14 protein-coding genes are annotated in these 14194 nt (G+C 62.2%); 7 read left to right on the plus strand and 7 right to left on the minus strand.

Annotated features, from left to right (window positions below; genetic code table 11):
• Nucleotides 1-25 precede the first annotated feature (25 nt).
• The gene (ampC, locus tag AACU78_RS28710; RefSeq protein ID WP_106578982.1) at nucleotides 26-1180 is read right to left on the minus strand and encodes a class C beta-lactamase; all 1155 of its coding nucleotides are present in this window, start codon (nucleotides 1178-1180) and stop codon (nucleotides 26-28) included.
• A gap of 128 nt (nucleotides 1181-1308) precedes the next feature.
• Here ampC and AACU78_RS28715 point away from each other — a divergent pair, with 128 nt between their 5' ends.
• Nucleotides 1309-2199, plus strand: a complete 891-nt coding sequence (locus tag AACU78_RS28715; RefSeq protein WP_106578983.1) for a LysR family transcriptional regulator — start codon at nucleotides 1309-1311, stop codon at nucleotides 2197-2199.
• Between the two features lie 75 nt (nucleotides 2200-2274).
• Complete coding sequence (locus AACU78_RS28720) at nucleotides 2275-3459, plus strand: DUF2252 domain-containing protein (protein ID WP_106578984.1); 1185 nt, start codon at nucleotides 2275-2277, stop codon at nucleotides 3457-3459.
• 204 nt (nucleotides 3460-3663) lie between these two features.
• Here AACU78_RS28720 and yghX read toward each other — a convergent pair whose 3' ends face one another.
• Nucleotides 3664-4551: a YghX family hydrolase gene (gene yghX / locus AACU78_RS28725; RefSeq protein ID WP_106578985.1), complete on the minus strand. Its 888-nt coding sequence runs from the start codon at nucleotides 4549-4551 to the stop codon at nucleotides 3664-3666.
• Between the two features lie 44 nt (nucleotides 4552-4595).
• On the minus strand, nucleotides 4596-5090 hold the full coding sequence (locus tag AACU78_RS28730; RefSeq protein WP_106578986.1) for a PaaI family thioesterase: 495 nt from the start codon (nucleotides 5088-5090) through the stop codon (nucleotides 4596-4598).
• A 121-nt stretch (nucleotides 5091-5211) separates the two neighbouring features.
• Between AACU78_RS28730 and AACU78_RS28735 the strand changes: the two genes are divergently transcribed.
• The gene (locus AACU78_RS28735) at nucleotides 5212-5778 is read left to right on the plus strand and encodes a YceI family protein (RefSeq protein ID WP_169366914.1); all 567 of its coding nucleotides are present in this window, start codon (nucleotides 5212-5214) and stop codon (nucleotides 5776-5778) included.
• Here AACU78_RS28735 and AACU78_RS28740 read toward each other — a convergent pair.
• On the minus strand, nucleotides 5775-6665 hold the full coding sequence (locus AACU78_RS28740) for a DMT family transporter (protein ID WP_106578988.1): 891 nt from the start codon (nucleotides 6663-6665) through the stop codon (nucleotides 5775-5777). The genes AACU78_RS28735 and AACU78_RS28740 overlap by 4 nt on opposite strands.
• A gap of 89 nt (nucleotides 6666-6754) precedes the next feature.
• Between AACU78_RS28740 and AACU78_RS28745 the strand changes: the two genes are divergently transcribed.
• On the plus strand, nucleotides 6755-8080 hold the full coding sequence (locus AACU78_RS28745) for an aminotransferase-like domain-containing protein (protein ID WP_106578989.1): 1326 nt from the start codon (nucleotides 6755-6757) through the stop codon (nucleotides 8078-8080).
• Between the two features lie 29 nt (nucleotides 8081-8109).
• On the opposite strand, the gene AACU78_RS28750 is transcribed toward AACU78_RS28745, so the two are convergent.
• Nucleotides 8110-8541 carry a nuclear transport factor 2 family protein gene (locus AACU78_RS28750; RefSeq protein ID WP_106578990.1) on the minus strand — a complete coding sequence of 144 codons (432 nt, stop codon included), beginning with the start codon at nucleotides 8539-8541 and terminating at the stop codon, nucleotides 8110-8112.
• 258 nt (nucleotides 8542-8799) lie between these two features.
• On the opposite strand from AACU78_RS28750, the gene AACU78_RS28755 reads away from it, so the two are divergent.
• The 3 genes from AACU78_RS28755 to AACU78_RS28765 are packed head-to-tail and all read left to right on the plus strand — an operon-like array spanning nucleotide 8800 to nucleotide 10230.
• Nucleotides 8800-9009, plus strand: a complete 210-nt coding sequence (locus tag AACU78_RS28755; RefSeq protein ID WP_106578991.1) for a DUF6434 domain-containing protein — start codon at nucleotides 8800-8802, stop codon at nucleotides 9007-9009.
• Between the two features lie 5 nt (nucleotides 9010-9014).
• A complete protein-coding gene (locus tag AACU78_RS28760) occupies nucleotides 9015-9485 on the plus strand; it encodes a RidA family protein (protein ID WP_106578992.1) in 471 nt (156 codons plus the stop codon).
• 7 nt (nucleotides 9486-9492) lie between these two features.
• A complete protein-coding gene (locus AACU78_RS28765; protein ID WP_106578993.1) occupies nucleotides 9493-10230 on the plus strand; it encodes a CPBP family intramembrane glutamic endopeptidase in 738 nt (245 codons plus the stop codon).
• 1327 nt (nucleotides 10231-11557) lie between these two features.
• On the opposite strand, the gene AACU78_RS28770 is transcribed toward AACU78_RS28765, so the two are convergent.
• Complete coding sequence (locus tag AACU78_RS28770) at nucleotides 11558-13267, minus strand: amidase (protein WP_106578994.1); 1710 nt, start codon at nucleotides 13265-13267, stop codon at nucleotides 11558-11560.
• A gap of 55 nt (nucleotides 13268-13322) precedes the next feature.
• Nucleotides 13323-14111: a helix-turn-helix domain-containing protein gene (locus AACU78_RS28775; protein ID WP_106578995.1), complete on the minus strand. Its 789-nt coding sequence runs from the start codon at nucleotides 14109-14111 to the stop codon at nucleotides 13323-13325.
• Nucleotides 14112-14194 lie beyond the last annotated feature (83 nt).

Raw genomic sequence — 14194 nt, forward strand, 5'->3', positions numbered from 1 at the left:
CACGGTCAAAAATGTGGGCGAGGCCTTAGTGATCTATCGCGCTCAAGATCGCGTGTGCCACTTTGACTCGTTCAGCGTTGGGGTAATTCTTGTTCGCCAGCATCACCACGCCCATGTCCTTGCTCGGCACGTACACCACGTACGCCCCGAAACCGCCGGTCGAGCCGGTTTTGTTGTACAGCACGTTGGCCGGTTGCGGCTGTGCGGGCGTCAGCCAGTTGACCTTGTGCGGCTCCATCGCCATAGGCGTGGAGTTGCCCTCCAGCAAGGCTTGCAGCGTGACCGGGTAAGGGTAGCGCTCCCAGCCCAGGCCCTGGGTCATGCCGTTCACGGTGTAATAGCCCGCGTGGGTGGTGGCAATCGCCTGTTGCAGGGGTTTTTCCAGGGTTTGCGGGTGCATGTTCACCATCACGTAGTGAGCCAGGTCCTGGGCGCTGGTCTTGATGCCGTAGGCTTCGCTGTCGAGCGCGCCGGGGCTGACGCGTACCGGCTTCTGGTTGCTGTCGTAGCCTTGGGCGTACAAGCCGGATTTGTCGGCGGGCACGCTGACGTGGGTGTTGGTCAAGCCCAGCTTGGGCAGCAGGGTTTTTTCCATGGCCACGTTGAACGGCTGGCCCAGGCTTTGCGCCGCCAGATAGCCGAACAGCCCGATGCTTGGGTTGGAATACAGGCGTTGTGAGCCCGGTGCGTAAGTGGGCTTCCAGTGCTGAAAGTAGCCGAGCATGGCCTCGGCGCTGTCGGCAGCGTCGGGAAATTGCAGGGGCAGGCCGCCGGGGGTGTAGGTTGCCAGTTGCAGCAGGCTGATCTTGTCGAAGGCGCTGCCGGCCAATGCCGGCAGGTGCTGGCTGGCGGTGTCCGAGAGCTTGAGCTTGCCGGTCGCCTGGGCGTAGCCGCCGAGGGTGGCGGTGAAGGTTTTACTCACCGAGCCGACTTCAAACAGGGTGTGTTCGCTGACCGGCTGCTTGGCTTCCTTTGATGCAGTGCCGTAGTTAAAGTATTGCACCTTGCCGTCCTGGACCACGGCGACTGCCAGGCCCGGAATGGCCTGTTGTTGCATCAACGGTTTTACGTTGGCATCTACCACGGCCTGCAGGTCGGTGGCGGCCAAGCAGTTGCCGGCCGCCGCCAATATGGCCAGCGCGGTTAAATTACGCACTCCAAACAGAGACAGTTGGGGCATGATGTGGCTTCCATGAGAATGATCGATTGAATAGATAGCCTGCGCAGGCGCCGCAAATGTAGGCAGTTTGCCCACCGCGAACAACCGATGATATCTCGCACCAGCCATTAGAAAATCTGGGGTCAAGCATGCTGCGTTCCCATCTGCCGCTCAATGCCTTGCGCGCCTTCGAGGCGTCGGCCCGCCATTTGAGTTTTACTCGCGCGGCCATTGAGCTGTGCGTGACCCAGGCGGCGGTCAGTCACCAGGTCAAAAGCCTGGAGGCCCAACTCAATGTAGTCTTGTTCAAGCGCCTGCCACGCGGCTTGATGCTGACCCGTGAAGGCGAAACGTTGCTGCCGGTGGTGCGTGAGTCGTTTGATCGTATTGCCCAGACCCTCAGCCAGTTCGAAGGCGGGCATTACCGCGAAGTGCTCACGGTGGGGGCCGTCGGCACCTTTACCGTGGGCTGGTTGCTGCCGCGCTTGCCGGACTTCCACGCGCGCTACCCGTTTATCGACCTGCGCCTGTCCACCCACAATAACCGCGTCGACGTGGCCGCCGAAGGCCTGGATTACGCGGTCCGCTTTGGTGCCGGCGCATGGCACGGCACCGACGCCTGCGAACTGCTGGCGGCGCCGTTGACCGTGCTGTGTACGCCCAGCATTGCCGAGCAGTTGCGCGCGCCCGTCGATTTGTTGAAACACACCTTGCTGCGCTCCTACCGCGCCGATGAATGGAGCCTGTGGCTCCAGGCCGCCGGTTTGCCCGCCGATACCCTGATACCGCGCAGCATTGTGTTCGACTCTTCACTGGCAATGATGGAGGCGGCGCTGCAAGGCATCGGCGTTGCGCTGGCGCCGGCGATGATGTTTTCGCGGCAACTTGAAAGCGATGTGATCCGCCAGCCGTTCGGCATCGGCATCACCACCGGCAGTTATTGGCTGACGCGTTTGCAGTCGCGGGCCGAAACCTCGGCGATGCTGGCGTTCAAGGTGTGGCTGCAGGACGTGTGTGCACAGCCGGGAAAACTGTCTTAATGCCACTATCCTGAAACAAAATGAAACATCTCTTGGCGGCGAAGCTCTACTGTATCTCCCGCACTGAGTTCATCCATGAAGACCCCGCGCCCCGCCGACCGCATGCCCCACCTCACGCAACTGCGCAATTTGAAAATGGCGCGCTCTGCCCACGCCTATGTGCGCGGCAGCACGGTGCAGTTTTATGAATGGCTGCACAGCCAGCCCGGCCGTCGCTTGCCGCATGGCCCGGCGATTTGGATTTGCGGCGACTGCCACGCAGGCAACCTGGGCCCGACCGGCGATATCAAGGGCCGTATCGACATGCACATCCGCGACCTTGACCAGACCGTGATCGGCAACCCGGCGCACGACCTGGTGCGCCTGGCCTTGTCGTTGGCCACCGCCGCCCGCGGCTCGGACCTGCCGGGGGTGACCACCGCGCGCATGCTCGAAGAGATGATCGGCGGCTACGAACAAGCCTTCAAAGACAAGCCCGACGAAGCACCGCCACGTCCCTCCCAGGTCAAGGCCGGCATGCGCAGCGCGGTGGAGCGCACCTGGAAAAACCTGGCGCGTGAACGCATTGAAAACGTGCGGCCGACGATTCCACTGGGCAAGCACTTCTGGGCTTTGTCGCGGGCTGAAAAGGGCGCCCTGCAAACCCTCTGCGCCTCGGATGAAATCCACCAGTTGGTCACCTCGCTCAAAGGCCGGCCCAAAGACGCCAAGGTCGAACTGCTGGACTCAGCCTATTGGGTCAAGGGCTGCAGTTCCCTGGGCTTGCTGCGCTATGCAGCACTGCTGGGCGTGGGCGACAAGGATGATCAGGAATATTGCCTGATCGATATCAAGGAGGCGGTTGGCGCGGCTGCACCGCGTACACCGCGCGCGAAGATGCCCCGCGACAATGGGCGGCGGGTGGTGGAGGGCGCGCGTCAGCTGTCACCGGGCCTTGGAGAACGCATGCTGGCGACGCGTTTTCTCGACCATGGTTTTTTTATCCGTGAATTGCTGCCCCAGGACATGAAGCTGGAACTGGATGAACTCAGCGAAACCGACGCCATGCACGCCGCCGGTTACTTGGCCCGCGTGGTCGGCATCGCCCATGCCCGGCAGATGGACCGTGACACGCGCAAGCAGTGGATGGCGGTGCTGCAGGAAAACCGCTCCAAACAGCTGGATGCGCCGTCGTGGTTATGGACCAGTGTGGTGCAGTTGGTGGGGAGTCATGAGCAGGGTTATCTCAACCATTGCCGGCGGTATGCCCTCGAGCACTGATCTGGAAAACAGCGACTACTTGATGTGGGAGCGGGCTTGCTCGCGAAGGCTGTGTGCCAGCCGGCTGATTGGGCGCTGACCCACCGCCTTCGCGGGCAAGCCCGCTCCCACATGGGTTCTGTGTCGTGACAGGAGAATCCTGGTTATTTCCAAGCTGAGCGCTGACTTTTTGTGGCGAGCTGGCTTCCACATTTCAGATCGGGGCTAGGCCAGGTATTTGTGGAACCAGCCTAGGGTTCTTTCCCACGCCAGATTCGCCGCCGCCTCGTCATACCGGGGCGTTGAGTCATTGTGAAACCCGTGGTTGGCGCCCTTGTAGATGTACGCCTCGTACGTCGTGCCCGCCGCCTTCAACGCCTTTTCATACGCTGGCCAACCTTCGTTGATGCGCGTATCCAGCTCGCCGTAGTGCAGCATGATCGGCGCCTTGATGCGCGGCACATCTTTGGCCTCCGGCTGTTTGCCGTAGAACGACACCGCGGCGCCCAACTCCGGATAGGCTACCGCCGCCGCATTGGTCACGCCGCCGCCATAGCAAAAGCCGGTAATCCCGACTTTGCCGGTGCTGTTGTCGTGGTGCATCAGCCATTCGATGGCGGCGAAGAAGTCGTTCATGAGTTTTTCGGGGTCGACTTTCTGTTGCAGTTCCACGCCTTTTTCATCGTTGCCGGGGTAGCCGCCCATCGAGGTCAGGCCGTCCGGCGCCAGGGCGATGAAGCCGGCTTTGGCCAGGCGGCGGGCGACGTCTTCGATGTAGGGGTTCAGGCCACGGTTTTCGTGAACCACCACCACCGCCGGGACCTTGCCGCTGGCCTTGGCCGGGCGTACCAGGTAGCCGCGCACCGTGCCGTTGCCTTTGGGCGAGGGGTAGGTGATGTAGTCGGCGATGATCTCCGGGTCGGTAAACTTGACCTGTTCGGCCAGCGCGTAGTTGGGGCTCAGGGCCGCCAACAGCGCAGAGGCGGTGAGGCCGCCAAAAGTGAACAGTGCGGCGCGGTCGAGAAATTCGCGGCGGTTGAGCTTGCCGTGGGCGTAGCCGTCGTAGAGTTCCAGCAGTTCGGGGGCAAAGTCTTTCGCGGTGAGACGAGTCATCGGTGCATTCCTCGATTAGCGGTGGCAATCAATGTAGACCAGGATCAGCCCGCGCGACCATGGGCGGCAGCCGCCAGTTGGCCGGTATCGACGCGCACGAACACCGAGTCACCGATGGCGGTGAGCACCTCACCGGCGTACACCTCGCAGACCACGCGGCTCTTGCGCCCCACCTCGCCCTCAACCCGCGCGCGCAGGCTCAGCTTTACGCCCATGGGCGTGGGCTTGATGAATTTGATGCCGAGGTTGCCGGTGACGCAATCGATGCGCGGCGAGCTGCCGGGTTCACGTTGCTCAGCGCGGTAGTGATAAGCCATGGCCGTCCAGTTGGAATGGCAGTCCACCAGCATGGCGATCAGGCCGCCGTAGACCAGGTCGGGCCAGCCGCTGTATTTGGCCTCGGGCTGATGCTCGGCGATGACATGGATGCCATCGGCGTCCCAACGGCTTTTGATGTGCAGACCATGCGGGTTGCTGCCGCCGCAGCCGTAGCAGATGCCTTCGGGGGCGGTGGTGTCCTGCAGAGAAGGGGTGGGCATGAAAAGTCCTTATTGTTTTTCGCGACTACTCTGTTTAGCAGGACGCGCGCCCGATGGGAATAAATCCATGCCATGGCGTGTTAGCTCAGCACGTGTGTCCTTTTCTCTCGCGGAGCGTTTCATGAAGCGTCGAATGTCCAAGGTGTTCTTGCTGGCCCTCGTCTTCGGTTGGTTTTCCAGCGCGCAGGCTGTGGAATACAAAGACGTCAACCGCACCGCCAGCCAGATCAGCTTTACCTTCCAGCAGTTCGGGCAGCGAGTGTATGGCACCTTCAGCGACTTTGAAGGCACCCTGACGTTCGATACGCAAAAGCCCGAGGCGGCGCATGCGTTGCTCAAGATCCAGCTCGCCAGCATCGACGCCGGCAGCCCGGACGCCAATACCCAACTGCAACAGCCCGCGTGGTTCGACACCACGGCCTATCCGGTCGGCGTGTATGAATCCAACGGCGCCACAGCACTGGGCGACAACCGCTACACGATCGCCGGCAACCTGACGATCAAGGGCATCACGCGGCCGGTGAACATCACTGTGCTGCTCAAGGAGCAAAGCGGCATCGGCGTGTTCGACGGTGAGTTCGTGCTCAAGCGCGACGACTTCAAGATTGGCGAAGGTGAGTGGGCGGGCAACAGCGTGGTGTCCAACGACATCACCATCAAGTTCAAGATGGTCGCGCCGCAGCGTTAACGTGCAAACCGTTTCGCGCCGGCCACGCAGCCGATCACTGCAACCGTTACCAGCACCATGCCCAGGCTGACCTGCTCATGCAGCAGGCCCGCCGCCAGCGCCAGGCCGAAGAAGGGTTGCAGCAACTGCAGCTGGCCGACGGCGGCGATGCCACCCTGAGCCAGGCCGCGGTACCAGAACACAAAGCCGATGAGCATGCTGAACAACGCCACATAGCCCAGGCTCAGCCAGGCCGGCAGGCTGATGCCGCTGAAGGTCGCGGGGGCGAGGATCAGACTCAGCGGCGCCACCACCGGCAGCGACACCACCAGTGCCCAGCAGATCACCTGCCACCCGCCCAGGGTGCGTGACAATTTGGCGCCCTCGGCATAGCCCAAACCGCATGCCAGCACCGCCAACAGCATCAGCACGTCACCCACGGGCGCGGCGCTCAAGCCTTGGGCGACGGCGTAGCCCATCACCAACAGGCTGCCGAGTATCGAAAACAGCCAGAACACCGGGCGCGGCCGCTCGCCGCCACGCAGCACGCCGAACACCGCCGTGGCCAGTGGCAGCAGGCCGATGAAGACGATGGAGTGCGCCGAGGTGACGTATTGCAACGCCAGTGCCGTGAGCAGCGGAAAGCCAATCACCACGCCGAGCGCGACGATTGCCAGCGGCAACCATTGCGCGCGCGATGGGCGTTTCTCCTTGAACAGTCTCAGCAGGCACAGCCCCAGCGCGGCGGCGAGGGTGGCGCGGAGCATGGTCAGGAATACCGGGTTGAACTCCATCACCGCCAGGCGCGTGGCCGGCAGTGAGCCGCTGAAAATGAGCACGCCGATAAAACCGTTTATCCAACCTTGAGTGCTGCTGTCGAGCCTGTTGAGGCCAAAGGTGCGTTCCATGAGGGCGTGCCTGAAAAGGATAAGTTGCGTTCGGCCATCCTAGGGTCGAAGATTAGGACAATCAAAAAATTGTCATGGATACATCGCTTATGCCACGTGCTCGCTACAAGTCACTGGTCGATGCGTTTGCCGGGGATATCCGCAGCGGTACGCTGCCACCCGGCACGCGTCTGCCCACCCACCGCCAATTAGCCGCCGACCATGGCCTGGCGCTGGTCACGGCCAGCCGTGTGTACAGCGAGCTTGAGGCGATGGGCCTGGTCAGTGGCGAAACCGGGCGCGGCACTTTCGTGCGCGAAATCTCGTTGCCGCCGGGGCAGGGCAGTGGGCAGATGACGGTAGCGACGGGCATGCTCGACCTCAATTTCAACTACCCGTCGCTGCCGGGCCAGGCCGATTTGCTGCGTACGGCGTTGCGCCAACTGGCGCTGTCGGGCGACCTGGAGGCGCTTCTGCGCTACCAGCCCCATGCCGGCCGCCTGCACGAGCGGGCAGCGGTGGCGCGGCACCTGTTGAGCCGAGGGCTGGTGGTGGAGGCCGAGCAAGTGCTGGTGGTCAGCGGTGCCCAGCACGGCTTGGCGGTGACGATGATGGCATTGCTCAAGCCGGGGGATGTGATTGCCGTCGATGCCCTGACGTATTCAGGCTTTAAGGTGCTGGCCGAAACCCTGCACCTGGAAATCGTCGCGATCCCGGTCACCGCCAGTGGCCCGGACCTGGACGCCCTGCGACGCCTGTGCAGCAAACGGCCGGTGCGCGCGGTGTACAGCATTCCGACCTTGCATAACCCGTTGGGTTGGGTGATGAGCCTGGAACAGCGCGAGGGATTAGTCGGCATTGCCCGACAACACAATCTGATGATCATCGAGGACGCGGCCTACGCGTTTCTGGCGCAGGAGGCGCCGCCCCCATTGGCAACCCTGGCGCCTGAGCGCACGGTGTACGTCGGCGGGTTTTCCAAGAGCGTCGCGACCGGGTTGCGGGTCGGCTTTATTGCCGCGCCCCCGGCCTGGGTAAAGAAACTGGAACGCACCATCATGGCCACCACCTGGAACGTACCCGGCGTCATGAGTGCGATGGCCGTGGCCTGGATCGAGGACGGCACGGTCGATCAGTTGGAAGCGCAAAAGCGCCAGGATGCCAAAGCGCGACAGGCTTTGGCGGCGCACGTGCTCAAGGGCGTGCATTACATCAGCCACCCGTCATCGTATTTTCTGTGGTTGCCGCTGGGTGAAGAGGCCAGGGCCGATCAGATCGCCATGGCCCTGCAGCGCGAAGGCATTTCGGTGTCCACCGCCGAGCCGTTTGCGGTCTCGGCAACCGTGCCCCACGCGCTGCGTTTGGCGTTGGGCTCGGTGAGCATGTCGGCGCTGCGCGAGGCGCTGGTGACGGTCCGCGAGGTGGTGCAATGGTGAGCTGACGCGCGCCAGCTCACCACCGTTCATCAGTATTTGTAAGCCTGGCGCCCGATCAGCAGCCACTTGCCTTTTTGCTTCTGCCAGACCTGGAAGTTGTCGATGTCGGTCGGCGTGTCTACGCCACTGTTCACCGCCAGTGCGTGAAAGTGGTTACGCACCAGGGCCGTGTCGCCGTCGAGGGTAATGGTCTGGTTCTGCATTTCGAGGGTCTTGAACGCGCTGGTGTGGGTTTCCAGATCAGCAATGAATTGCGCTTTGTTCTGCACCTTGCCGCTGGAGTGGCCGTAGGTGAGTTTGTCGGAGGTCAACGCATGAAGCTGCTTGAGGTCCAGGTGCAACATGGCTTGGGTCAGTTGGTCGACCGCTTGGGCCACATCCTTTTCGGCGGGGGCAGGCGCAGCTGCGACGTAGCCGGTGAACAGGCACAGAAAACCGATCAGCACTTTGACGTTTTGCATGGGTGTTTCCTTATTGTTGTTGGGGTCGGGCACGATTATTTAAGTCGTCGTACAACCATGCAATATTTCTGATGGGGAAGGAAAGTGAAATTTTGAAATATCTTGAAAAGGTTAGGCGGTGACGCGTTATAAGCGCTTTAGAGTCTTGTACGACATCTCAACACGTCGTGTGGGGGTGGGAGTTTTACGGTGACGCTTCCTGCTCAAGTAGCACATCGCTATGCTACTGCCGGCACAACAAGAACCCCCGAGGGAAAAATGGATTTTAACTGGCACAGCGACGTTATTACCCGCGCCACCCCCGTCACCCCACACTACAAAACTACCCAGAACGTTCGCCGTTTCATGCTTGAACACTGCGGCCCGGGGTTCAAGTTCGACCGGCCCTTCATGGCCTGGATTCGCAGCGACATCCCCAAGACCCTGGGCGATGTGGTGGATGAGTGGCAACGTCGCAACGAGGTTTGACGAGCATGACAGCAGACGAAAAATACCAGGCAGCCCAGCAGCGCCTCGGCTATCAACTGGACGAGTTCAAAATCGGTGGCAACTACACACCCTTGGTGCGCGATGGTCACCACCTGTACATCAGCGGCCAGATCCCCCGGGTCGGCGACACGATCGTGCTGCCCGGCAAAGTCGGCGAAAGCCTGACCCTGGCCCAGGCGCAAATCGCCGCCGGCATCAGCGCGCTGCGTTGCCTGGGCTTGCTCAAGCAGGCATTGGGCTCGCTGGATCAAGTCAAGGGCATCGCACGTATCACCGTGTACGTGCGCAGCGCCGAAGACTTTGATCAGCAAAGCGAGGTGGCCAACGGTGCGTCGGACCTGCTGCATGAAATTCTCGGCAGCGCCGGCACGCACACCCGCACGTCGGTGGGGGTGATGCAGTTGCCGAAATCGGCAGCGGTCGAGATCGACATGATTGCTGTCGCCCACGGTTGAGGCCGGCATGATCACCCAAGGCATGGGCGTACTGACCAACTACGGCGTTCACCTGGCGCCGGGGCTGGTGCTGTTTGGGCTATGGTTTGCGCTGACGCCCAGGGCGATGCTGGCGATGCGCATCCTGATCCTGCTGACGGCATTTGTGTTGATGCGTGACGCGATGACGCCGCTCGGGATGTGGTCGCTCAGCAGCGAAGTGCAGATCGCGTTCAGCGCGAATGCCTTCGTGTTGGCGGCGCTGGGTGGAATGTCAGTGCTGCTGATTATGGTGCTTGCACGCACGGCGCCGGAGTTATGGCGGCTGATGCGCTGGACCATCGGCAATCCTGCGCTGGGTTTGGCCGTGGGGCTTGTGGTGGGCTGTTTGCTCGGTGTGCCGCTGCGGGTTTACCAGGGCATCGAGGCGTTCGAGATTCACGGCTACTGGGTCTGGCTGCCGGGGATGGTGGTGCTGGCCTATGGCGCGAATGCGTTGGAGGAGGTGCTGTTTCGCGGGTTTTTGCAGGGCTACCTCGAACAGCAGGTGACGCCATTGCGCGCGGCATTGATCAGCGGCGTAGCCTTTGCGGCCTGCCACGCGTTTCTGGCCTTGAGTGTCACCCAGTTGGGCTGGCCGGTATTGCTGTTCACCCTGATCGAAGGCCTGGCCTGCGCGCTGGTGCGCATGCGCTATGGCGTGTTGCCGGCAACCGTGGCCCATGGCACGGCCATCCTGTTGATTGCCGTGCCCTACCTGACTTGATGTGAAATGCAGTAAAACTTGTGGGAGCGTGTTTAGCCAGCTGCTGATCGGCCCGGCCTGAAATGCAGTCAACACTGTGGGAGCGGGCTTGCTCGCGAAGGCGGTCTGTCGTTAAAAAACAGGTTGGCTGATCCACCGTTATCGCAGGCAAGCCAGCTCCCACATTTGAAGTGTATTTAGCCAGCTGCTGACCGGCCCGGCCTGAAATGCAGTCAACACTGTGGGAGCGGGCTTGCCCGCGAAGGCGGTCTATCAGTGAAAAACAGGTTGGCTGATCCACCGCTATCGCAGGCAAGCCAGCTCCCACATTTGGAGCGTGTTTAGCCAGCTGCTGATCGGCGTGGCCTGAAATGCAGTCAACACTGTGGGAGCGGGCTTGCTCGCGAAGGCGGTCTATGAGTGAAAAACAGGCTGACTGATCCACCGCTATCGCAGGCAAGCCAGCTCCCACATTTGAAGTGTGTTTAGCCAGCTGCTGACCGGCCTGGCCTGAAATGCAGTCAACACTGTGGGAGCGGGCTTGCCCGCGAAGGCGGTCTGTCAGTGAAAAACAGGCTGACTGATCGACCGCTATCGCAGGCAAGCCAGCTCCCACATTTGAAGTGTATTTAGCCAGATGCTGACCGGCCCGGCCTGAAATGCAGTCAACACTGTGGGAGCGGGCTTGCTCGCGAAGGCGGTCTGTCAGTGAAAAACAGGCTGGCTGATCCACCGTTATCGCAGGCAAGCCAGCTCCCACATTTGGAGCGTGTTTAGCCAGCTGCTGATCGGCGTGGCCTGAAATGCAGTCAACACTGTGGGAGCGGGCTTGCCCGCGAAGGCGGTCTATCAGTGAAAAACAGGCTGACTGATCCACCGCTATCGCAGGCAAGCCAGCTCCCACATTTGGAGCGTGTTTAGTTAGCTGCTGATCGGCGTGGCCTGAAATGCAGTCAACACTGTGGGAGCGGGCTTGCCCGCGAAGGCGGTCTGTCAGTGAAAAATAGGCTGGCTGATCCACCGCTATCGCAGGCAAGCCAGCTCCCACATTTGGAGCGTGTTTAGCCAGCTGCTGACCGGCCCGGCCTGAAATGCAGTCAACACTGTGGGAGCGGGCTTGCTCGCGAGGGCGGTCTGTCGTTAAAAACAGGTTGGCTGATCCACCGTTATCGCAGGCAAGCCAGCTCCCACATTTGGAGTGTGTTTAGCCAGCTGCTGACCGGCCCGGCCTGAAATGCAGTCAACACTGTGGGAGCGGGCTTGCCCGCGAAGGCGGTCTGTCAGTGCAAAATAGGCTGACTGATCGATCGCTATCGCAGGCAAGCCCGCTCCCACAATTGAACCGTGTTTAGCCTGCTGCCAGTGGTGGTGTACGCGGCGGGATCAGGCGTTTGCTGCCGGTGGCTTCATACGCGGAAGCAAAACGCAGCAGCGCCGAATCGTCGTAGGCACGCCCGGCGAAGGTCAACCCTACGGGCATGCCGATGTCCGCCATTACGCCCATCGGTACGGTGACGGTCGGCACGCCCAGGTGGCGGATCGCGAGGTTGCCGTTAGCCACCCAGACGCCGTTGCTCCAGGCGATATCCGCCGAGGCTTCGTTCACGTCGGCATCGGCCGGGCCGACATCGGCCACGGTCGGGAACAACACCGCGTCCAGCCCCCGTGCGTCCATCCAGTCTTCCAGGTCGATGCGTCGGGTCTGTTCCAGCCCGCGCAGGCCATCCGGCACGGTGCTGATTTCGTTCCACGGTGTGATGCCGCGCTCGGCCATGCGCACGTATTCGTCCATGCCGGCGGCCAGGTCGTCTTCACGGTTGGGCAGGGTGCCGGGGTCGTGCGGGAAGATTTTCGGCCCGTCGACATCCGCCAGGCGGTTCAGCGCCGGGTCGTCGTTGGCGCGCAGGAAATCATCGAACGCCCAGGCCGACAGCTCCCACAATTCGTCGTGCAAAAATTCCTTGGACACCAAGCCACGGGTAAACACCGTCGGCGCGCCAGGACGGTCGCCTTCACAGTTGGAGACCAGTGGGAAGTCGACTTCTATCACTTCGGCGCCGGCCGCTTCCAACGCCTGGCGCGCGGCGTGCCACAGGTCGATCACGCTGGCACGGGTGTGGATCTTTTGCCCGGTTGGCCCGCCGATTCCGGGTTTCTCGCTGGTGCCGGCCTCGGGGTCGGCATTGATGTACATGCGCGGCACGCCGAAACGCTTGCCGGCCAGGGATTCGCTGCCCACAGCCAGCTCAGCGTAAGAGGCCGGGCGCACCGACGCCACGCTCGGAATCGGCACCCACGGTTGCAGGCGCCAGAGGTCGCCGCGCGTGTCGGTGTCTTCGGCGACCACGACGTCGAGTACTTCGAGCAGGTCGGCCATGGTTCGTGCGTACGGCACTACCACGTCCATGGTTGGCGTCAGCGGCCAATTGCCGCGTACGGAAATGATCCCGCGCGATGGCGTGTAGGCACACAGGCCGTTGTTGGACGCCGGGCCGCGCCCGCTCGACCAGGTTTCCTCGGCCAAACCGAAGGCGGCGAAGCTGGCAGCCGTTGCGGTGCCCGCGCCGTTGGACGAGCCGGAGGCAAACGGTGCCGTCAGGTAGTCAGCGTTGTACGGGCTTTCTGCACGGCCATAAACGCCGCGCTGCATCCCGCCATTGGCCATCGGCGGCATGTTGGTCTTGCCCAGGCAGATAGCGCCGCCGGCGCGCAGGCGCTCGATGGTGAAGGCGTCGCGCTGCGCCACCAGCGAGGCGAAGGCCGGGCTGCCAGAGGCCGCCGTCAGGCCTTTGACCAGGTAGCTGTCCTTGGCGGTATAGGGAATGCCGTCCAATGGCCCCAAGGTTTCGCCCTTGGCCCGGCGCGCATCGGCGGCCTTGGCTTCTTCAAGTGCTTGCGGGTTGCGCACCACCACGGCGTTCAATTTGGTCGCGGTCTGCGGGCCGTCATAGGCCTCGATCCGCGCCAGGTAAGCCTGGACCAGTTCAACGGCAGTGGTCTGGCCGCTTTCAAGCGCCGCGCGCAATTGGGCAATGGAGACTTCGGTAACTTGCATCACGTTTTTTTCGCCGCCTTCAAGTGGGAGGTATGGCGGCAGTCTACGTACAGATATTTCACAAAACCAGCGCCGCATACTCCGCGTAAGCGGCGCGCATCACTTGCCACGTGGGCGCGTCAGCCGGAATCAGATGTTCGATGCGCAGTGACGTGAGGGTGATGTCCTGGGGCATGCCGAAGGTGGTGAAGGTCGACAGGAAATTCAGCTCACCGCGATGTGAGCGGATGCGGGTGAACACCAGCGGCGGCATTTCATTGGGCAACTGCGTGCTGCTCGGCACCGGCAAACGGGCCAGTAACCCGGCCAGTGCAGGATTACCCAGCGCTTCGCGGGTTGCGCGTTGCCAGGCGACGGAGCGGATTTCTTCGGCGTTGATCAGGTGATCGCCCAGGCCGCCGGTTTGCAACAGCGTGGTCAGCAGGTTCAGCCCCTGGGCGGCATTCGGCTCAATCCCGACCAGCTCAAACAACAGGCCGGTGCTGGCGTTGGCGGCGAGCACTTGCCACTCGCTGTCCAGCATAATCGCCGGGGCGGGGTTATTGGCGTGCAGCACATGGCTGACGGCGCCACGGACGGCGGCCATGGCCGGGGCGGCGAGTGGAGTGGCGGTGTAACGCGGCGCGTATCCGGCGGCGAGGAACACCTGGTTGCAGTGCTCCAGCGGGGCCTCCAGCGCCGTCAGCAAAGAATGCAAAGTGCCCGGGCCTGGCTTGGCCCGGCCGGTTTCGATGCAACTGAGATGGCGCTGGGAAACACCCGTGATCAAGGCCAGGTCCAACTGGCTGAGCTTGGCGTGTCGACGCAATTGGCGCAGGTGCTGGCCGGCAGTAGAAGGGGTGTCCATGGCCTGATCATGACCTCCGAGGTCATTGCGAGAGGCGCAACCTTATCACTATGTTGAGCCTCGATCATTTCAAGGAAGGCACC

The organism is Pseudomonas sp. R9.37, from assembly GCF_963878885.1.
In the GTDB taxonomy this organism is placed as follows: Bacteria; Pseudomonadota; Gammaproteobacteria; order Pseudomonadales; family Pseudomonadaceae; genus Aquipseudomonas.

Bases quoted from the DNA above. Each gene is read 5' to 3' on its own strand.
- ampC (WP_106578982.1), bottom strand. From the start codon at position 1,180: ATGCCCCAACTGTCTCTGTTTGGAGTGCGTAATTTAACCGCGCTGGCC.
- AACU78_RS28715 (WP_106578983.1), top strand. From the start codon at position 1,309: ATGCTGCGTTCCCATCTGCCGCTCAATGCCTTGCGCGCCTTCGAGGCG.
- AACU78_RS28720 (WP_106578984.1), top strand. From the start codon at position 2,275: ATGAAGACCCCGCGCCCCGCCGACCGCATGCCCCACCTCACGCAACTG.
- yghX (WP_106578985.1), bottom strand. From the start codon at position 4,551: ATGACTCGTCTCACCGCGAAAGACTTTGCCCCCGAACTGCTGGAACTC.
- AACU78_RS28730 (WP_106578986.1), bottom strand. From the start codon at position 5,090: ATGCCCACCCCTTCTCTGCAGGACACCACCGCCCCCGAAGGCATCTGC.
- AACU78_RS28735 (WP_169366914.1), top strand. From the start codon at position 5,212: ATGAAGCGTCGAATGTCCAAGGTGTTCTTGCTGGCCCTCGTCTTCGGT.
- AACU78_RS28740 (WP_106578988.1), bottom strand. From the start codon at position 6,665: ATGGAACGCACCTTTGGCCTCAACAGGCTCGACAGCAGCACTCAAGGT.
- AACU78_RS28745 (WP_106578989.1), top strand. From the start codon at position 6,755: ATGCCACGTGCTCGCTACAAGTCACTGGTCGATGCGTTTGCCGGGGAT.
- AACU78_RS28750 (WP_106578990.1), bottom strand. From the start codon at position 8,541: ATGCAAAACGTCAAAGTGCTGATCGGTTTTCTGTGCCTGTTCACCGGC.
- AACU78_RS28755 (WP_106578991.1), top strand. From the start codon at position 8,800: ATGGATTTTAACTGGCACAGCGACGTTATTACCCGCGCCACCCCCGTC.
- AACU78_RS28760 (WP_106578992.1), top strand. From the start codon at position 9,015: ATGACAGCAGACGAAAAATACCAGGCAGCCCAGCAGCGCCTCGGCTAT.
- AACU78_RS28765 (WP_106578993.1), top strand. From the start codon at position 9,493: ATGATCACCCAAGGCATGGGCGTACTGACCAACTACGGCGTTCACCTG.
- AACU78_RS28775 (WP_106578995.1), bottom strand. From the start codon at position 14,111: ATGGACACCCCTTCTACTGCCGGCCAGCACCTGCGCCAATTGCGTCGA.